A 21,451-nucleotide genomic window follows, 5' to 3' on the forward strand; every position below is an offset into this window, starting at 1 on the left:
AACCCATGAATGGGCTGGCATTCGCCAATCACGCGGTCAGCGATTGGCGGGCCCGATCGATGACCGCTTGCAGCGGTTCGGCGCGGTTGTACTGCTCGGGATACAGGCGCTCGCTGTGGCAAGCGATACCGTGTTCGTCGACCAGGGTGAAGCTGAAGCTGCCCTTGCGTGGGGCAACGATGAGGCACTTCAGTGGGGCGAAGGCCTGAGAGAGAGTGCCGACGGCACGCTGAAACTGATGATGATTTGTCATTATGTGGAGGTTCCTGCATTAGTCATGGAATACGATCCATGCATCTTAGAAACGTTCCAGTGACGCCTTTATTAAGGAGGCGTTGAACCTGACTGGAACAGGGCAGCCAGAGGTGGCGCATTCAATAGGTAGGCGCTGGGCTGACTGGTAGGTACGTCAAAAGTCGGGCAGGCACACCGAGGCGAAGGTTCAAGGCCTCTGGGTGAAGATCCCGATCAATCTGCGAGGTGATTCGTGCTGGAGCAGCGTTGGCTGCCGAGTGAATCATCGAAAGGGCCGGTCCTGTTTCAGCAGGTGCTGCTCTTGGGGGGAGCTGGACGCTGCAGGGACCTTACTGGCCAGAATTGATTTTCAGCTGGGTACTAACGAGGCGCACCCTACAGGAAAAAAACAGAGAGTGCAAGCGTCACTGCTTTTTAGCCGCGAAGCCGATCAGTATGTCTGTTCTTTGCCCTCTTGTGAAGTGGGGTAGCAACCAGGCCAATCGGTCGCATGGACTATTTTCGTGCATCCAAATGCGGGGTTTCGGTGCACTTGTACACATTTGAGGCGTAGCTTGTAACAGCACTGCAACAACCGCCGGCGGCCTCGCCAATGCCTTGACTGCAAGCTTAAGTCAATGAAAAAAAACACTAATTTTAGCTGGTGAAAAAATCGACAGTTTGACTGTAGGCCCCATTTCATGGGGGTTTGAAGGCAACATGAAGTGGTTGTCCACCGAGTTATCCACAGGATCTGTGGATTGTCCCGAGCGCTTGCTCTAGGACGGGCGTGCCAGCAATATTCATAACTGTCCGACAATCGTCGTGAATCGCCTGGGTGATAAATGCCGGTGAGAAAACGTCAAGAAAAGATCATCGAATTTTTTTTGAAATTTCATCAAAAAACGCTCAGGCCATCGCGCAAAAAATGGAGTAGAGTGGCGCGCCTCACGAATTGCCTTCGCTGTCAGTCATGAATTTTCGCGGTAAAAACTTCGCTCAACCCCCCGCATCGTCCGAGCCTGTTCCCAAGCGCTTTTCCCTGAAAGTAGCCCTGTGGCTGCTCGACAGCCCGCGCCTGGGTGACAAGCACAGCGTCAAGCACCTGGCTGGGCGCTTGCTCAAGCAGCCGGCGCGCCAGGGTGTGGTGGTGGCACAGAGTCGCCTGGGGCAGATGCTTTGCCGCGACTGCGGTAATGCCCGGGATCGGCGTATTGGCCATGAACTGCTGCGCCAAGCGGCGCGGGCGGGGGATCGTCGTGCTCAACTGGAATATGGCCGCTTGTGCCAGCGCAGCGAGCCGGAGCAGGCGCGCTATTGGCTGGAGCTGGCGGCAGGGCAGGGCTCGCAGGAGGCGGGGCGGTTGCTCAAGCAGATGTCCTCTACCTGACCATTGTGGGCCATCGCAAGCACAGCCAGTTGCTACAGGCCCCGCAGTCACTGTAGGCGCAGGCTTGCCTGCGCAGGCCCGCAACGCTGGCCCGAGGACCGAACAGCCTGCGTACTGTTAAGCTCCATCCACCGAAATCGAACTAATTGGGGTAGCTATGGCAGTAGATCTGGCCAGCATTCTGCTGGGCATCGTGGCGGCGGCAGTTCCCTGCCTGACCTGGATCCTGCAGAACCAGCGTCGCCAGTCGGCCCGGCAGAACGCGTTGGCGCTGCTCGAAGAGCGCCTCAGCGCGGCCCTGCTCGCCCACGAAGGCCTACAGGCCCAACTCGACGCCAGCCGCGACGAAATCAGCGACCTTAGCGAAGCCAACGGCGTCAAGCAAGCCAACCTCGCGGCCCTCGGCCGTGAGCTGGAATTGCTCCAGATCGACCGCGACAACGCCCGCGACGCCGCCCATGCCTGGCAACTCGAACGCACCAGCCGTGAAGCCGAATTACGCCGGCTGGAGGCCCAGTCAGCGCGCCTGGAGGCTGAGCTGCGCGAGCAGCAGGAAAGCCACCAGCAGCGTCTGGAAGACTTGCAGCAAGCCCGTGACACCCTGCGTGCGCAGTTCGCCGAGATGGCCAGCAAGATCTTCGATGAGCGCGAACAGCGCTTCGCCCAGACCAGCCAACAGCACCTGGGCCAACTACTCGATCCGCTTAAGGAACGCATCCAGGCCTTTGAAAAACGCGTGGAAGAAAGTTACCAGCAAGAGGCCCGCGAGCGGTTCTCCTTGAGCAAAGAACTCGAGCGTCTGCAGCAGCTCAACCTGCGCCTGTCCGATGAAGCGACCAACCTGACCCAGGCCCTCAAGGGACAGAAAACCCAAGGCAACTGGGGCGAGCTGATCCTGGAGCGAGTGCTGGAGCATGCCGGCCTGGAAAAGGGCCGCGAGTACCAGACCCAGGTCAGTCTGAAAAGCGCCGACGGCGAGCGTTATCAGCCCGATGTGCTGATCATGCTGCCCGGCGACAAGCAGGTGGTGGTCGACGCCAAGGTCAGCCTCACCGCCTACCAGCAGTTCGTCAGTAACAATGACGAAGCGGCGCTCAAGCAACATGTGCAATCGCTGCGCAGCCACGTCAAAGGCCTGTCCAGCAAGGACTACAGCCGCCTGGAAGGGTTGCACAGCCTGGACTTCGTGCTGCTCTTCGTGCCCATCGAAGCGGCCTTCTCAGCCGCGCTGCAGGCCGAACCCAACCTGTTCCAGGAAGCCTTCGACCGACAGATCGTCATCGTCAGCCCCACCACCCTGCTGGCGACCCTGCGGGTCATCGACAGCCTCTGGAAGCAAGAGCGCCAAGGCCAGAACGCCCGCGAGATCGCCGAGCGCGCCGGTTGGCTATACGACAAGTTCGTGCTGTTCATTCAGGATTTGGACGAGCTTGGCGCGCGCTTGCAACAAGTCGACAAAGCCTATTCGGCGGCCCGTAACAAACTCTGTGAAGGGCGCGGCAACCTGATCAGTCGTAGCGAGCAGCTCAAGCTGCTCGGCGCTCGCGCCAGCAAGAGTCTGCCGGCCGAGCTGCTCGAGCGCGCCTTGAGCGACGAAGCGCTTACTGAACCAGGCTCAGATGCCGATTGAGCAAGGCGCGTAACGCTGCGGGCTTGACTGGCTTGGCCAAGTAATCAAGGCCAGCGGCATGGACCATGGCGATGGTCTCGTTGCGCCCATCGGCGCTGATCACCACCCCTGGCACCGGCTCACCCAGGCGGGTCCGTAGCCAGGCCATCAGCTCGGTACCGGTGTCGCCATCGTCCAGGTGATAGTCGACCAATGCCAGGTGTGGGCGCATGCCTTGGGCCAGCAACGCTTCACATTCCTCGCGGTTGCGAGCGGTCCAGACCTGGCAGCCCCAACGGCTTAGCAGGCTGTTCATGCCGATCAAGATGCTCGCCTCGTTGTCGACGCACAGCACGTGCAGGCCAGCCAGCGGTTGCCCGGGCTGCTGCTCGGCAGGGGCACTAGGCGCGGCTGTTGCGGCGCTGGCGATTGGCACGCTGACACGGAACACGCTGCCCTTGCCTGGCCATGAGCGCACCTCAAGCGTATGCCCCAGCACACGGCACAGGCCATCGGCGATCGCCAGGCCCAGGCCCAGGCCTTTCTCGGCGCGCGTCTGGTGGCTATCCAGGCGCTTGAACTCCTGGAAGATCACCTGCAGCTTGTCGTCGGTAATGCCCGGCCCGCGATCCCATACCTCTAGCCACAGGCGCTCGCCCTGGCGGCGTACGCCGAACAGGATCGGGCTCTTGCCATAGCGCAGGGCGTTGGTGAGGAAGTTCTGCAGCACCCGGCGCAGCAGCTTGATGTCGCTGTTGACCCGCAGGCGACTGCCGCGCAAGCGGAACTCCAGGCCTTTTTCCGCCGCCAGCACTTTGAACTCGGCGCCCAGCGTGTCGAACAGGTCGCTGAGGGCGAAGGGCTTGATGTCCGGGGTGATCTTGCCGTTTTCCAGGCGCGAGATGTCCAGCAGGTCGCTGATCAGCTCTTCGGCAGAGCGCAGCGAGCTGTCCATGTGCTGGACCAGTTGCTGGGCCTCGTCCGACATGCCTTCGGCCTGCTGCGACAACGCCGCGGAGAACAGCCGGGCGGCATTGAGCGGTTGCATCAGGTCATGGCTGACCGCCGCCAGGAAGCGGGTCTTGGATTGGCTGACTGCCTCGGCGCGGCTCTTGGCCTCGGTCAGTGCCTGGTTCAACTGAGACAGCTCATGGGTACGCTCGGCGACCCGCTGCTCCAGCCCTTCGTTGGCTTCTTTGAGCGCCTGCTCAGCCTCGCGGAACGGGGTGATGTCGGTGAAGCTCATGACGAAGCCACCGCCCGGCATCGGGTTGCCGATCAGCTCGATGACCCGGCCATTGGGGAACAGCCGCTCGGAGGTGTGCGCCCGGCCTTGGCGCATCCAGTGCAGGCGCCGCGCCACGTGCACCTGGGCCTCGCCAGGTCCGCACAGCCCGCGCTCGGCGTTGTAGCGGATGATGTCGGCAATCGGCCGGCCCACGCTGATCAAGCCGTCCGGGTAGTTGAACAGCTCCAGGTAGCGGCGGTTCCAGGCCACCAGGTGCAGGTTCTGGTCGACTACGCTGATGCCCTGGTTGATGTTCTCGATCGCTCCTTGCAGCAGGGCGCGGTTGAACTGCAGCACCTCGCTGGCCTCGTCGGCGATGCGCACCACGTCTTCAAGCTGCATGTCGCGGCCTTCGATGGCGGCCTTGACCACTGCCCGGGTAGAGGAGGTGCCGAGCACCCCGGCGAGCAAGCGTTCGGTGTGTTCGATCCAGTCGCCGTCGGCATTCTGGTTAGGGTTGAAACCCTTGCCCTGGCGGTAGGCGAAGCGGATGAAGCTCTGCCGCGCCCGCTCCTCGCCGACGAAGCGCGCCGCGAGCTTGAGCAGGTCATCGATCTGCACCGCCAGCAGCGAGCGGCTGTTGGGCCGGGCGCTGGTCTGCTGGCCGATGAAGCGGCCGGCCTGCCAGTGTTCCGACACCCGCGTGCGCGACAGGATCGAGACCCAGGCGAACAGGGTGAAGTTGCCCGCCAGCGACAGCACCACGCCTTGGGTCAATGGGGTGATCGGCAGGTTCAGAGGGTTGCCATGCAGCCAGGCCAAACCTGGGAACAGGTCCAGCGACCAACCCAGGCTATGCGCGGTAATCGGCAGCACCAGGGTGTAGAACCACAGGAAGATACCGGCGGCCAATCCTGCGAACACGCCGCGGCGGTTGGCCTGCTTCCAGTACAGCGCGCCGAGCATCGCTGGGGTCAGTTGGGTGACGGCGGCGAAGGCGATTTGGCCGATGGTCGCCAGGCTTGCGGTAGAGCCGAGCAGGCGGTAGCTGACATAGGCCAGCAGCAGGATGACCACGATAGTCACCCGGCGTACCGAGAGCATCCAGTGGCGGAACGCCTCGAACGGCCGTTCGGCATTCTTGCGCCGCAGCAGCCAGGGCAGCAGCATGTCGTTGGAGACCATGGTCGACAGCGCCACCGCCTCGACGATGACCATGCCGGTGGCGGCCGAAGCGCCGCCGATGAACGCCAGCAGCGCCAGGCTCGGATGGGCTTCAGCCAGCGGCAGGCTGATGACGAACGAGTCGGAGATCACCGTGCCCGGCAGCAGCATCTGCCCCGCCAGGGCAATGGGCACCACGAACAGCGCCGCCAGCACCAGGTACATCGGGAACACCCAGCGCGCCATGCGCATGTCCTGGGCTTCGATGTTTTCCACCACGGTCACATGGAATTGGCGTGGCAGGCAGATGATCGCCATCATCGCCACGCCGGTCTGGACCACCATCGACGGCCAGTTGATGGTCTCCTGCCAGTAGCTCTCCAGGTGCGCCGACTGGCGCGCCTGGGTGAACAGGTCGTCGAAACCGTCGTACAGGTTGAATACCACGAACACGCCCACGGCCAGGAACGCCAGCAGTTTGACCAGCGCCTCGAAGGCAATCGCCAGGACCATGCCGCGATGGTGCTCGGTGACGTCCAGGCTGCGCGTACCGAACACGATCGAGAACAGCGCCAGCACCAGCGACACGACCAAGGCGGTGTCCTGTACGCGGGTACCGGTGGCGTCGGCGTTGGCGCCAATCAGCAGGTTGACCCCGAGCACGATGCCCTTGAGCTGCAAGGCGATATAAGGCAGTACGCCGACCAGGCAGATCAGCGCCACTACCACTGCCAGGCTCTGCGATTTGCCATAGCGCGCGGCGATGAAGTCGGCAATCGAGGTGATGTTCTGCTGTTTGCTGATCAGCACCATCTTCTGCACCACTTGCGGCGCGAAGATCAGCAACAGTACCGGCCCCAGATAGATCGGCAAGAACGCCCACAGCTGTTCGGCGGCCTGGCCGACGGCGCCAAAGAAGGTCCAGCTGGTGCAATAGACGGCCAGCGACAGGCTGTATACCCAGGCACGCAGGCGCGGCGGCAACGGCGTGCTGCGGCGATCGCCATAAAAGGCGATGGCGAACATGATGGCCATGTAGGCCAGGGCGACCACGGCGATCAGCCCGCTGGATAACGACATGAAGACTCCGGAGCAAAAAAACCTACGCGGTCCCGATCAACCAGTCTGGCACGCTGCTCGGGCTTCGTCAGCGCCGACCATGGTCGCAGTGGCAGGACGTCGCAGGGCCCTGAGCCGATATCTAGTGCTTTTGCGTGCCCAGGTAATAAAACACTGCCGCCAGTATCACCGACAACACCAGCAGGTAGAAGGCCGTCACCGGCACCCACTGCCCCAAGGCAAACCCGACGATCACCGGCCCTAGCGCCGCGCCGAGGTTGGACAGGTTCTGCGCGCCATAATAGACCCCGCGCAGAGGCTCCGGCGCAATCAGGTCGATGAACATGTATTCGGCCGGAATGACGATGATCTCGCCCAGGGTGAACACCAGCATCGCCAGGCACCAGGCCAGCGCCGAATCAGCCAGGGAGAAGCCCAGCAGCCCGGCGATGAACAGCCCCATCCCGGCCAGCAGCCAGGGCATCAGGCGTTGGCGGCTGATACGCCGGCCAATCAGGTACTGAAGCGCAATCACGGTAACGGCGTTGGTCGTCACCAGGTACCCCACCAGCCGCGCCGCTTCGGCGGGGCTGGCGGTGACCACCAGGTACTGCGACAGGTACGCGGTGAACTGGCCGAACACCACTGCGCTGAGCACCCCACCCAGGGTAAAGCAGACCAGTCGTCGATCCCGCGCCAGGCGCAGGGCCACCTGGCCAAAGCCGGCGCCTGTTTGTCCCGGACTGCTCGCGCGCAACTGCCGATCGCCCAGGCGCGCATAGCAAAGGCACATGCCCAGGCCGATCGCTGCCGAGACCAGAAACGGCAGGTGATCGTCCAGCTCGATCAGCGCCACGCCCAGCAGCGGGCCGATGGCGTAGCCGATATTGCTCAAGGTGTACTTGATGGCGAACACCTCGGCGCGCTCCTCGACCGGCAGCAGCGCGCAGAAGCCCGCTTTGGCGGCAATGTCGACCACCGCCAGGGCCAGGTTGATCAGCACCAGGCAGACGAAGAACAGCAACGCCGAGCGGCTGGCGATGGCAACGCCGAAGGCCAGCGCGAACAGCAGCGTGGCGCTGATTACCAAGGTGTGGTTGCGCAGGGTGTCGACCAGGTGCCCGCCGTACAGACTCAGCAGCGACGCGAGCATCAACGCGCCGCCGATCAGCAGGCCGATCTGGCTGACTGCGAGCTGGAAGTTGTCCGCCAGGTAGACCACCAGGTAGGGCAGGGTAATCGCACGGGCCAAGGTCAGGACGAAGGTGGTCAGCAGCAGCAGGTTGACCGCAGGGGGATAGCGCTTGAGTGCAGCGAGCATTGCCACGTCCTTGTCGTCGGAGTACCGCAGGAAGCCCAGTATAGGTCTCAGTCGACGCCGCCCTCGGCGACGTCTGCATTGCCTACAGGTTCGGTCGGTACGAGAAACCCTGCGCAGCCTGTGCATCGGTAAACGGCGTGATCGTGGACTTCTTGTTCAGCACGCCATTGACCAGGGAACCTGGGAACATCTGGACGGTATTGTTGAAGCGTTCGACCTCACCATTGAAGATGACGATGGCTGCGCCGACGTTTTCCTGCTGTTCGGTAATTTCGCGCATCAGATTGTTCAGCACCTCGGACGCCTTGAGGTCCGGGTAGGCTTCGAAGGCGACCCGCAGCCCGCTCAACAGCGCCTGGGTCGCCTGTTCGGTCTTGGCCAGCGAGTTGCCATCGGCCGCAGCCGGCAACTCGGCAATGGCGCTGCGCAGACGGGTGATCTCGCCAAGCAGGCTCTGCTCGTACCCTTGGTACTGAGTGACTTGCTCCTGCAGGGCATCGAGCACCTTGGTTTTCTGCCGTTCATAGGTCAGCACATCGGCCCAGGCGCGTTGCGCGCGGTTGTGCCCGCCGATGATCGAGTTGTACAGGCCGATCACCGTTAACGACACGATGACGGCGATGACCAGCCCGATGATGACCGGGATATCCATTGTCAGTTCTCCATATGAGGGGTTGCCTGGCGAGGCAGGTTGAAGTTGTCGTCATGCTGCTCGGCAAGCGTGTGGATCGCTTCGAACAGTTGGGTAAGCGCGGGCAGTGGCACTCCAGCGTCGATCAATGCGTAGAATTCGCTGGGCGAATGCAAGTCGCACGGCATCTGGAAGCCAAGCAGGTCGCTGTTGTCGAAGCTGATGCACAACCCGCCCTGGTTCAGCGAGAACTCAAGGTTCAATTGGCTGAACCTCGGCTTGAGGCCAAGCAGATGCACAACTGTCACAGGCTTGGCGAAGCGCGCGCAAGCCATGGCGCTGGCACCGGTCAGGGTGAAGGCGCGGTTGAAGTCGGTCGAAGAGGTCTGGTGCTTGTGCTCGAAGTCGATGGCGCTCGGCCCGCTCGAGCGCACGGCAATGCCCTCGATCCAGGGGAAGTCCAGCACCAGGCTGAAGCGATCATGATGGTCGTAGACCACGCGGGTTTGCTGGCGCGTACCGCCTTTGCCGTCCGACACCTCTTCCTGTTCCAGGCGTCTGACCACGTAATGCAACTGGTAGTAGGCGTATTCGAAACTGTACAGCGGGCCTTGATAGCGCCCCCGTAGCGCACGGGTGATATCGCGGCTGTGGTTGCCGCGTTGATAATCTTCGAAGTGCTCGCACAGTTGCTCAAGGATCAACCCAGGTGGGCTGTCGATAGGGCTCAGTCCGGCGCTGAACAGGCTTGAGCGTCTGGCCAGGTCAGTGGACAGACCTGACAGCAGGTTGGCCCGCTTGAAGATCGCGCGCAGGCTGAGCACGGTCAGGGTCAGCAACCCTGCTATCACGGCCAGCAACAGCAGATGGGCTTTGTCCGGGGTGACCTTGGCGGCCCAAGTGGTTGCCTGCATGGGGTACTGGTAGCAAAGGCCAACGACAACCAGGGTTAGGCTGGCAAGCAGCAGCGTCAGGCACCAGGGCAGGGTATTGTCGAAGCGTAATGGGCCTTTGAAGTCGCGGATCGCCTGCACTGCATGCAGAAGATCTTGTTTGCTGCTGGCGCTTTGCCCAGTCTGGGTAGCGAATTCAATTACGCCCTTCAATTGAGCGTTGTGCGTGCGATTACCCATCGATCCCTTCTGTCATCCTTGAATAGCGCCCGCAACTTGCGATGGGGCCGGCGTCCAGCCTGCCGAGCGGCTGGCCGCGGACTGCGCGCAGTGTGCCTCAGCCTCGATCGAGCTGCCAGCGTTGCGCGCGATGGATATCAAGCGCGAAGCGATCGGGCAACGGCAAAGCTGAAGGGCGCATGGGGTCCATTCCTGGATTTCCAGCCTCTGCCAGCGGTCTGCCACAGCATTGGCTAATGCGCCCTTGCGCTGCCACTGGTAAAAATCGCAGTTGACAAGCGGGATGTGGCTTTCAACCCTATGCACGCATTCTAATAAGGCATAAGCCCTCCGCGGCTCTATTCAGGGATACGATTGATGAGTCACCCCTCGCAATTCACCTTGCTCGGCAAGCGGCGCTTTCTGCCGTTCTTCATCACCCAGTCGCTGGGCGCCTTCAATGACAACCTGTTCAAGCAGTCGCTGATCCTGGCGATCCTGTACAAGCTGAGCCTGGAAGGTGATCGCTCGATCCTGGTCAACTTGTGCGCGTTGCTGTTCATTTTGCCGTTCTTCCTGTTCTCGGCGCTGGCCGGGCAGTTTGGCGAGAAGTTCGCCAAGGACGCGCTGATCCGCATGATCAAGCTGGCGGAGATCGTCATCATGGCCATCGGCGCGGTGGGCTTTGTCAGCAATCACCTGGTGCTGATGCTGCTGGCGCTGTTTGCCATGGGTACCCATTCGGCGCTGTTCGGTCCGGTGAAGTATTCGATCCTGCCGCAGGCCCTGCGCGAAGAAGAGCTGGTCGGTGGCAATGGCCTGGTGGAGATGGGCACCTTCCTGGCGATCCTGGCCGGGACCATCGGCGCCGGGGTGATGATGTCGTCGAGCAACTACGCCACGGTGGTGGCTGGCGGCATCGTCGGCACCGCGGTGCTGGGCTACCTGGCCAGCCGCTGGATCCCGCGCGCGGCAGCGTCGGCGCCAGAGATGAAACTGGACTGGAACATCTTCAAGCAGTCCTGGGTCACCTTGCGCCTGGGCCTGGGGCAGACGCCGGCGGTGTCGCGTTCGATCGTCGGCAACTCCTGGTTCTGGTTCGTCGGTGCGATCTACCTGACGCAGATTCCGGCCTATGCCAAAGACTGGCTGCACGGCGATGAAACCGTGGTGACGCTGGTGCTGACCCTGTTCTCGGTCGGCATCGCCGTGGGTTCACTGCTCTGTGAACGGCTCAGCGGGCGCAAGGTGGAAATCGGCCTGGTGCCGTTCGGCTCGTTCGGCCTGACCCTGTTCGGCTTGCTCTGGTGGTGGCATTCGGGCGACGTGCCGAGCGGCGCCGTCGCGCACGACTGGCTGGCCCTGCTGGGCATGCACCAGGCCTGGTGGATCCTGGTCTCTATCGTTGGCCTGGGGGTGTTCGGCGGCTTCTATATCGTGCCGCTGTATGCCCTGATCCAGGCGCGCACTGCCGAGGGCGAGCGGGCGCGGGTGATCGCTGCCAACAACATTCTCAATGCGCTGTTCATGGTGGTCTCGGCGATCCTTACCATCGTCTTGTTGAGCCTGGCCGAGCTGAGCATCCCGCAGCTGTTCCTGGTGGTATCGCTGCTCAATATCGCGGTCAACACCTACATCTTCCGCATCGTGCCTGAGTTCACCATGCGCTTCTTGATCTGGCTGCTCAGCCACTCGATGTACCGCGTCGAGCACCGTGATCTGCAGCGCATTCCCGATGAAGGCGCGGCGCTGCTGGTGTGCAACCACGTGTCGTTCGTCGACGCGCTGCTGATCGGCGGCGCGATCCGGCGGCCGGTGCGTTTCGTCATGTACTACAAGATCTACAACTTGCCGGTGCTCAATTTCGTCTTCCGCACTGCTGGGGCGATTCCGATTGCCGGGCGTGGTGAAGATGAAGCGACTTACGAGCGGGCCTTCGCGCGGATCGCCCAGTACCTGGCGGCGGGCGAGGTGGTATGCATCTTCCCCGAAGGCAAGCTGACCGCCGATGGCGAGATCGATGTGTTCAAAGGTGGGGTCAATCGGATTTTGCAGGAGACCCCGGTGCCGGTGATCCCCCTGGCGTTGCAGGGCTTGTGGGGCAGCTTCTTCAGTCGCGATCCGGGCAAGGGCCTGTTCAAGCGACTGTGGTCGCGGGTGACCCTTGTGGCGGGCGCCGCCATCCCGGTGGAGGCGGCGCAGCCGGAAGCGCTACGCGAGCAGGTCAGTGCTCTGCGCGGCGATCTGCGTTAACAGGTAGGAGGGGGAGGTCAGCTGGCGCTGACCTTCAGGCCGACCAGGCCGGTGATGATCAGGGCAACGCTGAGCAGGCGGACCAAGGCCATGGATTCACCGAACAGGATGATCCCGGCAATCACCGTACCGACGGCGCCGACTCCGGTCCAGATGGCATAGGCGGTACCCAGTGGCAGTTCTTTCATCGCCAGGCCCAGCAAGCCGAGGCTGATCACCATGGCGCCGACCGTGAGCACGGTCGGCAGTGGCCGGGTGAAGCCGTCGGTGTATTTCAGGCCTACCGCCCAGCCCACTTCAAACAGGCCGGCGAAGAACAGAATGATCCAGGACATGAGTGTGTCTCCATCGTTTGAATGATGGGGCCGTCCCCTGATTGGTCACGCGGTGCGTCGTGAGGTCGTCCTCACAGTGCGCAGTATATTGCCCAATTGCAGGGGGGATGTCCATAGCGCCTTCATCGCGGGGCCCGAGGGAGCAGGTCCGCGATGAAGCTTCTGAAGGCATCAAGGGTTGGCGGGTTTAGCCTCGGCTTCTACTGTTACAGGCTCTTGCATGCGCCGGAACCAGGTCGACAGCAACGCCCCAGAGATATTGTGCCAAACGCTGAACAGCGCACTGGGCACCGCCGCCAATGGCGAGAAATGCGCCGCCGCCAACGCCGCGCCCAGCCCCGAGTTCTGCATGCCCACCTCCAGCGCCAGCGACTTGCGCTGCGCCAGCGGCAGTTTGCACAGCTTGCCGGTCAGATAGCCCAGCAGATAACCAAAGCTGTTGTGCAGCACTACCACCGCCATGATCAGCAGGCCTGACTCGGCGATCTTCGCCTGACTCGCCGCGACCACCGCACAGACGATCATCACGATACTCACCACCGACACCAGCGGCAGCACCTGCACCGCCAGTTGCACTCGCTCGCCCAGCAGTTTCTGCGCCACGACACCGAGCACGATCGGCAGCATCACCAGCTGCAGGATCGACCAGAACATGTCCATGAAGGACACCGGCAACCAGGCCGAGGCCAGGAACCAGATCAGCGTGGGGGTGAGCAGTGGCGCCAACAGCGTGGTCACTGCGGCAATCGCCACGGCCAGCGCCAGGTCGCCCTTGGACAACCAGACCATCACGTTGGACGCCGTGCCGCTCGGGCAGCAGCCGACCAGGATCACGCCGACGGCGATCTCCGGCGGCAGGTGAAACAGCTGGCACAGCAACCAGGCCATGCCTGGCATGATCACGAAGTGCGCCACTACACCCAGGGCCACGCGCCAGGGTTGGCGGGCGAGGGCGGCGAAGTCGTCGAGTTTGAGGGTAAGACCCATGCCGAACATCACCAAGCCCAGCAGCGGCACGATGGCCACTTTCAGGGCGATGAACCATTGCGGCTGAAGGAAGGCCAGGCAGGCGAACAGCAGCACCCAGATGGCGAAGGTGTTGCCGACGAAGCGGCTGAAAGCGGCGAGGGCACGCATGGGTAGATCCTTATTCTTTTAATCGGCGTAGTTGGGGCTGCTTTGCAGCCCTTCGCGGGCAAGCCCGCTCCCACAAGGACCGCGCCGTTCTGAAGGGCAGCGTAATCCCTGTGGGAGCGGGCTTGCCCGCGAAGGGCCGCAAAGCGGCCCCAAAATGCTACTGCGACAACGCTCAGACCCCTTGCGGAATCTCTTCGCCACCCAACGCCTCGAACAGCGCCGGCAGGAACTCGGTAAAGGTCATCATCATCAGCAGGAAGCTGGCATCGAACTGCTGCTGCGCTTCATCACCGCCATCCTGCTCGGCCTGCTCTTGCAGCAGCTCCTCGAACTTCAGGCGCTTGATGACGGTCTTGTCGTCGAGTACGAACGACAGCTTGTCCTGCCAGGCCAGGGCCAACTGAGTCACCACCTTGCCGGTGCCCAGGTGCAGTTGGATCTCGTCGCTTTTCAGGTCCTGGCGCTTGCAGCGAACGATGCCGCCGTCTTCATGGGTGTCACGCAGTTCGCACTCGTCCAGCACATAGAAGTCTGGCGCGGCGGCTTGCGACTTGACCCAGTCGGTCATGGTCGCGCTCGGGGCGATCTTCACGGTCACCGGCCGCACCGGCAGCGAACCCATCACTTCGCGCAGGGTCGACAGCAGGTCTTCGGCGCGCTTGGCGCTGGCCGAGTTGACCAGGATCAGGCCCAGGCGCGGGGCGATGGCGGCGAAGATCATCGAGCGGCGAATGAAGGCACGCGGCAGGAAGGTCTGGATGATGTCATCCTTGATCTGGTCGCGTTCCTTCTTATAGACCTTGCGCATCTGCTCGGTCTCGATTTCCTCGACCTTCTCTTTGACCGCGTCGTTGACCACGCTGCTGGGCAGGATGCGTTCTTCCTTGCGCGCGGCAATCAGCAGGAACTCACCGCTGACATGCACCAGAGGAGCGTCTTCGCCTTTGCCGAACGGCGCGACGAAACCGTAGGTGGTCAGCTCCTGGCTGGCGCATGGGCGGGCCGGCTTGCTGGCCAGGGCGGCTTCCAGTGCCTCAGGCTCGAATGGGACTTCCTGGGTCAGGCGATAGGTCAGCAGGTTCTTGAACCACATGAGGGTAGATCTCTCCTTAATGCATAAGGCGGGCATTATTCTCCGACTGGTGCCATGCGGCCAACCCTGTCAGAGCGCCATCAGCCACTTATTAGTAAGGAAAAGGGCGGTTGCGCTAGGTCCTTGAAAGCCCTGCAAAAAATTTTTAAAAAAGTGCTTGCCAGGGTGGTACGTCCTCCGTAGAATGCGCGCCACACCGAGACGAAGGGTGATTAGCTCAGCCGGGAGAGCATCTGCCTTACAAGCAGAGGGTCGGCGGTTCGATCCCGTCATCACCCACCACTCGATGTATAGCGCAGCGGTAGTTCAGTCGGTTAGAATACCGGCCTGTCACGCCGGGGGTCGCGGGTTCGAGTCCCGTCCGCTGCGCCATATTCAGCTTCAAGGGGCCACTGAACACCCTGAAGCAACAGAGAAAGCGACCTTAGGGTCGCTTTTTTTGTTTCTGGCATTGCGTCAGAATGCCCCTGTCCGCCGGAAGCGGCCAGCAGGTTCCGCTCCGGCTCTTCACCGCAAGCAAGAGACCGACCATGCAGGATGCCAGTACCTCTCACTCCCCCGCAGTTGCCACGCCATTGCTGGGCATCGACCTGGGCACCACCAATAGCCTGATTGCCGTCTGGCAAGACGGGCAAGCGCGGCTGATCGCCAACGCCTTGGGCGAGGTGCTGACGCCGTCGGTGGTCAGTGTCGATGACGATGGCAGCATTCTCGTAGGCAAGGCCGCCAAGGCGCGCTTGACCACCCACCCGCAGCGCACGGCCGCCGCGTTCAAGCGTTTCATGGGCAGCGACAAGCGCTTCGAGCTGGGCGAGCATCGCTTCACCCCTGAAGAGTTGTCGGCACTGGTCCTGGGCGCGCTCAAGCAAGATGCCGAAGCCTATCTGGGCTGCCCTGTGAGTGAGGCGGTGATTTCGGTGCCAGCCTACTTCAGCGACGAGCAGCGCAAGCGCACGGTTTTCGCCGCCGAGCTGGCTGGGTTGAAGGTACAGCGGCTGATCAACGAACCGACCGCTGCGGCAATGGCCTATGGGCTGCATGAGCAGAAATTCGAGCGCACCCTGGTGTTCGACCTGGGCGGCGGCACCTTCGATGTCACCGTGCTGGAGTACGCGCTGCCGCTGATCGAGGTGCATGCTTCCACCGGGGACAACTACCTGGGCGGCGAAGACTTTACCGATGCCTTGCTGCTAGCGTGCTTGCGCGATTGGAATCTCAAGCTGGACGACCTGCAGCCGCAGGCGCTGGCCAGCCTGCATGACGCCATCGAGCAGTTCAAACATGAATTGGGCGAGGGCAATTGGACCCTGAGCTGGAACGGCGATGCGCAGCCGCGCCAATGGCAACTCGATGAACTCAAGTTGCAAGCGATCTGGGCGCCATTGCTGGCCCGGGTGCGTGCGCCGATCGAGCAGGCCCTGCGTGACGCGCGCTTGAGCCCCAAGGAGCTGGACAGCCTGGTACTGGTCGGTGGGGCGACGCGCATGGCGCAGGTGCAGCAGCTGGTGGCCAAGTTGTTTGGCCGATTGCCGTATCGGCACCTGGACCCGGACACCATCGTCGCCCTCGGCGCTGCCAGCCAGGCGGCGTGCAAGGCGCGAGACGAGGCTATCGATGAGCTGATTCTCACCGATGTCTGCCCCTACACCCTGGGCATCGCTGCCCAGCGTGGCGGGGAGAGCAGCGGGGCGTTTTCGCCGATCATCGAGCGCAATACCGTGATCCCGACCTCGCGGGTCGAGCGCTTCTATAGCAGCCATGCCGATCAGAAAGTGGTGCGCATCGCTGTTTATCAGGGCGAGCGGCCTTGGGTGCGCGACAATATTCTGGTGGACAGCTTCGAGATCCCGTTGCAGCAGACCGGGCAGATTCAGTCGCTGGATGTGCGTTTTAGCTACGACATCAATGGCTTGTTGGAGGTGGATGTGACCTTCCAGGAAACCGGTCAGAAGCACAGTCACAGCATCGACCGTAGCCCGACCGGGTTGGATGAGCCGGCGCGCCAGGCCAGCCATGAGCGGCTGTCGCGGCTGAAGATTCACCCGCGCGATGCGCTGCCCAATCGCACCTTGTTGGCGCGCTTGGAGCGGGCGTGGATGCAGAGCCTGGGCGAAGAGCGGGAGTTGATTGGCAGTTGGCTGGATGCGTTCAATACCGTGCTGGCGGGGCAGCAGGCCGGGGAGATCAGTCGCCAGCGCCAGCAACTGAGCCAAGCGTTGGATGAGTTGCGCTATTGACAGTGTTGGGGCCGCAATGCGGCCCCGGCTGCTTATCGTTCAACCGTTCAAACGCCGCAACGTCGCCTGCAACCCACCGTCCAGCTGCTGCGCCTTACCCGGCGGCGGCCCATAACGATTGGGCAGCTTGTCTCCCGGCAGCCCCAGCAACATCAGCGGCAACACCGGCAACACCCGGCTGACCACCAGCAGCAACAGCAGCGCCGGCACCCCTTGGCCAATGTCACGCAAGCGCCTGAGAAAGCCGCTGACCAACAGCAACCCCATCACCACCACGATCATGGGCGCAGTCAGCATGAAGCTTCCGCACAACGCAATCGAGCCCAGGTGCAAGGCAAAGCCTGTGCGGTTGAGCCGGCTCTTGAGCTTCCACACCGCCCAGAACGGCGCGGGTGCCTGCTTGAGATCGTTGCGCAGCATACGCTCGCTCCACGACAGCAAGGCCATGATCGCGCAGCGCAGGCCTGGATCGAGCTCGGCGTCGTCCTTGGCTTTTTGCAGGGCGCGCAGCAACCGGGTCTTGGGCGGGGCGCAGTGGTTGAGCAGGCTGTCCAGCGCATCCAGGGCATCGTTGAACGGGCGGCTGGCGACGCCCTGCTTGTGCAACAGGTCAGCCGGCGGATGCTTGGTCTTGCCCTCGACCAGATTGCGCCGCAGCGGTTCGTACCCGTAGTCCTCGATGTACAACGCCTCGATGCGGTTGCGCAGGCGCGTGCGTTGCTCCTCGTCCAAGCTGCGGTCGTGATAGAGCACCGCGCAGAACAGCAGTTTGCCCAGCGGGTAGTCGTCGAGCACGTTGGGCTCGTTTTCCAGGCTTGCCAAGAGCTGCGCGGCGCTGGGCAGGTGGGCACTGTCGAGCAGCGTGCGCAAGGTCAGCATCTGGTTGGCCACTAGCGCTTGTGCCGGATCGGCGCTGTCCAGCGCGCCGAACAGGCCGTTGCTGCCGTCTGGGCTGGCCAGGGTTTGCAGCAGCACGCCATGCAGCGGGGCGAATGGATGCTCGGCGGGATAGTGCAGTTGGCCGGGCAACTGCGCCGGTATCAAGCTCAGCCAGCGCGTCGGGTGTTCGAGCAGGGCGAGCATGAACAATTGCTGGCGATGCCAGTTCCAGGCGGCTTCGCCATCAGGCATCGGCGGCAGCAACAGGCCGCGCTCGGCGAGTTTGTCCTGTGTTTGCAGGGCGAAGGGGACGGTGAACATGCGCCGCATCTCGAAGTTGCGGTTGAGGCTGTGCAGTGCTGGCGCGCCGTAGTTGCGCATGCGCCGCAGCCACTCGCGGCACGCCGGGTGCAGCTGTTGCGTGGCGAGCGCCTCGGGCAATGATGCGGCAGGGTCTTCACGCTGGCAGAACTGCACCAGGGCCTGCACCACCGGTGCCTGTTGCAACCAGTGCAGTTGTTGCTCGGCCTGGCGTTGGAAGCCTTCCAGGATCAAGGCGTCGAGGGCATCTTCGCCGGGCGTTTGCGCAAGGATCTGCCGTAACAGCTCGGCTTCACCGCGCTGCAACGCCCAGGCATACCAGTACAGCCGGTGCAGGGCGCGGTCTTGCGCCTCTGTCGGTTCATCCAGCAGCAGGGCCAGCAACGGCAGTTCATCGTCGCCGTCCAGGCGCCAGTCGATGAACTGGCTGGCGATACCGCCCAGCTCCAGGCGCGAGGCTTGCAGCCAGCGCGCCAGGGTTTGCGGGTTTTGTGCCGGGGTGCCCAGCAGCTGCGCAGGATCGGCTAGATCCTCGGGCCAGGAAACGGGCTGCGACACACTGTCGAAGGCCTGGATCAGCAGCGGCAGGCGTTGCGACTGGTACTGCGTGCAGAACTCGATCAGCCAGCGCTCGGCCTGCGGATGGCGGTGTTCGCGCCACAGCTGCAGCCAGCAGTCCATCGCCTGCTGCTTGGCACCCAGGGCGTCGGCCTGGCAGGCCAGCAGGTAGAGCAGGTCCTGGTCGTCCGGGGCCTGGCGTTGACGCTCTAGCAGCAGCGCATGCAGGGTTTGGCTGGCGACCCCTGCCTGGCTGAACTGCACCAGCAGGCGCTGGATCAAGCCCTGATCGTCGGGGAAGGCCAGGCAGGTGTGGGTTTGGGCGAACTGTGCGTACTCGAACAGCGGCCGTTGCTGGAAGCAGTACTCCAGGCTGCGGAAGTACCATAGCGCCTCCAGCTGCGCCGCCGGCGGCCAATCGCGCATCAGTCCGGTGTCGAATGGATCGGGTTGCTCCAGGCGCTGGAGGAAGGCTTCCACCTCGTGTGGATCTTCCAGGCGCAGCAGTTGTTCGGCCCAGCCCAGGCGCTGGGCCAGCAGGCCGACACAGCGGTGCGAGATCGGCCCGCAGTTGCGCAGTTCGTGCAGCAGGCGCCAGCTCAGCGCTTCCAGATCGTCCAGCGGCAACTCGTCGAGCTCGGCGATGTATCCCTGCCAGGCGACCGGATCGAAGCGCAGGGCCGGCTCTTCCAGCAGGCGGTGGAAGGCCTGCAATGCAGGGTGTGGTGCGTCATCCTGGGCCGCGGCGTCAGGTTCGGAGGCGGCGCTCGATTCACCTTCGCGGGCCAGGCGCAGGGCCTCTTCATAGGCCTCGCGCAGTGCTTGGAAACCTTGCGGGTCGGTTTCTGGGTGGTGCGACGGCAGCAGGCCACGGTAGGCCTGGCGGATGCTGTTCAGGTCCTGGGTCGGTTCCAGGCCCAGGCGTATCCAACAACTCATGACCAGCAGTCCTCTTCCAGTGAGGCAGGGCGTTGCGGTTCGGGCAGCTCCAGGTCCCACGGCAGGCTGGCCAGCAAGTCGCTGGCGCCGTGGCGCAGGTTGAGCACGATGCAGCGGTTCCAGTGTTCGCTACCTTGGCGTTCGAGTTCGGCGGCCAGGGTGTCGTCGCTGCTGTCGGAGGCATTCCACAGCGCCTTGCCGATCAGGTAGCCGGCCAGGTAACTGTCCCAGCGGTTGTAGTAGTGACGGGCGCGCAGGGCCAGGCGGTAATGCAGGTAGAGGCTTTCATCGAGTGTGATGAAGTCCTTCTTGAGCCCGGCCCGCAGCAGAAAACTCATCCGCCCCAGGTCCCACGCGCGGGTGCCACCGGGGCCGCAGTCGGGGAAGGTGCGGGCGGCGTATTCGTGCTTGATGCGTTCGCGCAGTGGCAGGCTGGCCAGCAGCGCCTGCCACTCGCTCGGCAGGCGGCGCTGGAATTGCCAGTAGGCTTCGGTCAGCTCGGTGGCGTGGCCGTTATCGGCCATGCCGAGCATGTCCAGCAATTGCGCCCGGTTGCTGATGCCCCACCAGCGTTCGAGGTCAGTCTGATCGTCGCCTTCGAAGTACTGCGCGGCGGTGTAGCTGGCGCCATTGAGGGCGGCCATGGGGGCGGACAAGGCATGCAGCCAGTGCTGCGCGGTTTCTTCCATGAGGGGCTCCTGGGCCGGCACGAAACAGAGAAGGCGGCCGGCCTTGCTGGGGGCGATTGTAGAGAGCGAGGGGGGCGGGGGCAAATGTCGCTGGTTGGCTTTTTGGGGGGCTGTGCCGGCCTTATCGCGGGGCAAGCCCGCTCCCGCGGGAGTGGCATTGTTTGTGGCCTATCACCGGGCACACTGGGCAACGCGCAATCAGCGCAGAACCCTGTGGGAGCGGGCTTGCCCGCGAAGAGGTCTAGGCGATTTGACTGGCTGAAACGAAACGCCCCAACTCTTCATCGCGCAAGGTCAGCACTTCAAAGCCGTCGGCAGTCACTGCCACGGTGTGTTCCCACTGCGCCGACAAGCCGCCATCGCGGGTGATCACTGTCCAGCCATCTTTGAGCGTGCGCGTGCCACGCGCGCCCTGGTTGATCATCGGCTCGATGGTAAACACCATCCCTGGCTTGAGCTTCAGGCCCATGCCGCGCTGGCCGTAGTGCAGCACCTCCGGTCCTTCGTGCATCTGTTGGCCAATGCCGTGCCCGCAGTATTCGCGCACCACGCTGTAGCCGGCGGCCTCGGCATGGCTCTGGATGGCATGGCCAATGTCGCCCAGGGTGGCGCCGGGGCGCACTTGCTCGATGCCTTTGCACAGCGCGTCATAGGTTGTGTCGACCAGGCGTTGGGCGTCTTCGCTGATCGCGCCGATGCGGTACATCTTCGACGAGTCGGCGATGTAGCCCGCTTGCTCCAGGGTGATGTCGACGTTGATGATCGAGCCTTCCTTGAGCACTTCGTCAGCCTTGGGGATGCCATGGCACACCACGTGGTCGACCGAGGTGTTGAGCGAGTAGGGGAAACCGTACTGGCCCTTGCTTGCTGGCCGGGCGCGCAGGGTCTGGACGATGAACGCCTCGGCGCGGTCGTTGATCTGCAGGGTGGTGACGCCGGGGCGGATGAAGCCGTCGAGGTCGGCGAACACCTGGGCCAGCAACTGGCCGGCGCGGCGCATCAGGTCGAGTTGCTCGGGGGTCTTGAGGATCACCTGGGACATTGGGGCTATGCGAATCTCGGTTGAATAGGCGTTCACAGCATATCCCCAGGCTGGTTGCCGGTGCTACCGGTTGGTGCGCAGCTCACCAACTCGGTGCAAGGCCGCTGCCAGGGCTGCACCCACTAGGAGGGTGGCGGCCCCGCAAATCCAGGTGGGCAGGGCGGGTATGGCAGTGTTGGCCTGCGCGAAACCGCAACTGGCCCAGGATTTGCTCAATCCC

General features: G+C 63.1%; 15 protein-coding genes and 2 tRNA genes. 6 read left to right on the forward strand and 11 right to left on the reverse strand.

From position 1 onward, the window contains the following. Positions 1-28 precede the first annotated feature (28 nt). A complete protein-coding gene (locus OIU19_RS15640; RefSeq protein WP_264235765.1) occupies positions 29-253 on the reverse strand; it encodes a hypothetical protein in 225 nt (74 codons plus the stop codon). 954 nt (positions 254-1,207) lie between these two features. On the opposite strand from OIU19_RS15640, the gene OIU19_RS15645 reads away from it, so the two are divergent. Next, the gene (locus OIU19_RS15645; RefSeq protein WP_264235767.1) at positions 1,208-1,624 is read left to right on the forward strand and encodes a tetratricopeptide repeat protein; all 417 of its coding nucleotides are present in this window, start codon (positions 1,208-1,210) and stop codon (positions 1,622-1,624) included. A 271-nt stretch (positions 1,625-1,895) separates the two neighbouring features. Further along, positions 1,896-3,254 carry a DNA recombination protein RmuC gene (gene rmuC, locus OIU19_RS15650; protein WP_264235831.1) on the forward strand — a complete coding sequence of 453 codons (1,359 nt, stop codon included), beginning with the start codon at positions 1,896-1,898 and terminating at the stop codon, positions 3,252-3,254. Here the strand turns inward: rmuC and OIU19_RS15655 are convergent. From OIU19_RS15655 to OIU19_RS15670, 4 genes are all read right to left on the reverse strand, one after another. Then, entirely contained in the window at positions 3,226-6,705 is a 3,480-nt protein-coding gene (locus OIU19_RS15655; RefSeq protein ID WP_264235768.1) for a NahK/ErcS family hybrid sensor histidine kinase/response regulator, read from the reverse strand. The genes rmuC and OIU19_RS15655 overlap by 29 nt on opposite strands. Before the next feature lie 121 nt (positions 6,706-6,826). Then, the gene (locus OIU19_RS15660; protein ID WP_264235769.1) at positions 6,827-8,005 is read right to left on the reverse strand and encodes an MFS transporter; all 1,179 of its coding nucleotides are present in this window, start codon (positions 8,003-8,005) and stop codon (positions 6,827-6,829) included. An 82-nt stretch (positions 8,006-8,087) separates the two neighbouring features. After that, positions 8,088-8,657: a LemA family protein gene (locus tag OIU19_RS15665; protein ID WP_264235770.1), complete on the reverse strand. Its 570-nt coding sequence runs from the start codon at positions 8,655-8,657 to the stop codon at positions 8,088-8,090. Positions 8,658-8,659: 2 nt separating this feature from the next. Further along, positions 8,660-9,769: a hypothetical protein gene (locus tag OIU19_RS15670; RefSeq protein WP_264235771.1), complete on the reverse strand. Its 1,110-nt coding sequence runs from the start codon at positions 9,767-9,769 to the stop codon at positions 8,660-8,662. A gap of 357 nt (positions 9,770-10,126) precedes the next feature. Between OIU19_RS15670 and OIU19_RS15675 the strand changes: the two genes are divergently transcribed. Beyond that, entirely contained in the window at positions 10,127-12,001 is a 1,875-nt protein-coding gene (locus OIU19_RS15675) for an MFS transporter (protein WP_264235772.1), read from the forward strand. Positions 12,002-12,018: 17 nt separating this feature from the next. On the opposite strand, the gene sugE is transcribed toward OIU19_RS15675, so the two are convergent. The 3 genes from sugE to rdgC form a co-directional block, all read right to left on the reverse strand. Then, a complete protein-coding gene (sugE, locus tag OIU19_RS15680) occupies positions 12,019-12,336 on the reverse strand; it encodes a quaternary ammonium compound efflux SMR transporter SugE (RefSeq protein ID WP_186554686.1) in 318 nt (105 codons plus the stop codon). A gap of 171 nt (positions 12,337-12,507) precedes the next feature. Continuing rightward, complete coding sequence (locus OIU19_RS15685; protein ID WP_264235773.1) at positions 12,508-13,473, reverse strand: bile acid:sodium symporter family protein; 966 nt, start codon at positions 13,471-13,473, stop codon at positions 12,508-12,510. A 172-nt stretch (positions 13,474-13,645) separates the two neighbouring features. Next, positions 13,646-14,566, reverse strand: a complete 921-nt coding sequence (rdgC, locus tag OIU19_RS15690; RefSeq protein ID WP_186554688.1) for a recombination-associated protein RdgC — start codon at positions 14,564-14,566, stop codon at positions 13,646-13,648. A 206-nt stretch (positions 14,567-14,772) separates the two neighbouring features. Between rdgC and OIU19_RS15695 the strand changes: the two genes are divergently transcribed. From OIU19_RS15695 to OIU19_RS15705, 3 genes are all read left to right on the forward strand, one after another. Then, positions 14,773-14,848 (forward strand) — tRNA-Val (locus OIU19_RS15695). Positions 14,849-14,861: 13 nt separating this feature from the next. Beyond that, positions 14,862-14,938, forward strand: a tRNA-Asp gene (locus OIU19_RS15700). Between the two features lie 158 nt (positions 14,939-15,096). Beyond that, positions 15,097-16,803: an Hsp70 family protein gene (locus OIU19_RS15705; protein ID WP_264235774.1), complete on the forward strand. Its 1,707-nt coding sequence runs from the start codon at positions 15,097-15,099 to the stop codon at positions 16,801-16,803. Positions 16,804-16,842: 39 nt separating this feature from the next. Here the strand turns inward: OIU19_RS15705 and OIU19_RS15710 are convergent, their stop codons facing one another. The 3 genes from OIU19_RS15710 to map form a co-directional block, all read right to left on the reverse strand. After that, positions 16,843-19,500 (reverse strand): J domain-containing protein, encoded by a 2,658-nt coding sequence (locus OIU19_RS15710; protein ID WP_264235775.1) that lies wholly within the window; start codon positions 19,498-19,500, stop codon positions 16,843-16,845. Further along, a complete protein-coding gene (locus tag OIU19_RS15715) occupies positions 19,497-20,189 on the reverse strand; it encodes a DUF1266 domain-containing protein (RefSeq protein ID WP_186554691.1) in 693 nt (230 codons plus the stop codon). The genes OIU19_RS15710 and OIU19_RS15715 overlap by 4 nt, the downstream gene beginning before the upstream one ends. A gap of 241 nt (positions 20,190-20,430) precedes the next feature. After that, on the reverse strand, positions 20,431-21,231 hold the full coding sequence (gene map, locus OIU19_RS15720) for a type I methionyl aminopeptidase (protein WP_264235776.1): 801 nt from the start codon (positions 21,229-21,231) through the stop codon (positions 20,431-20,433). Positions 21,232-21,451: the final 220 nt, after the last annotated feature.

Origin of the sequence: Pseudomonas sp. BT-42-2 (genome assembly GCF_025847435.2) — a bacterium.
Classification (GTDB): Bacteria; Pseudomonadota; Gammaproteobacteria; order Pseudomonadales; family Pseudomonadaceae; genus Aquipseudomonas; species Aquipseudomonas urmiensis.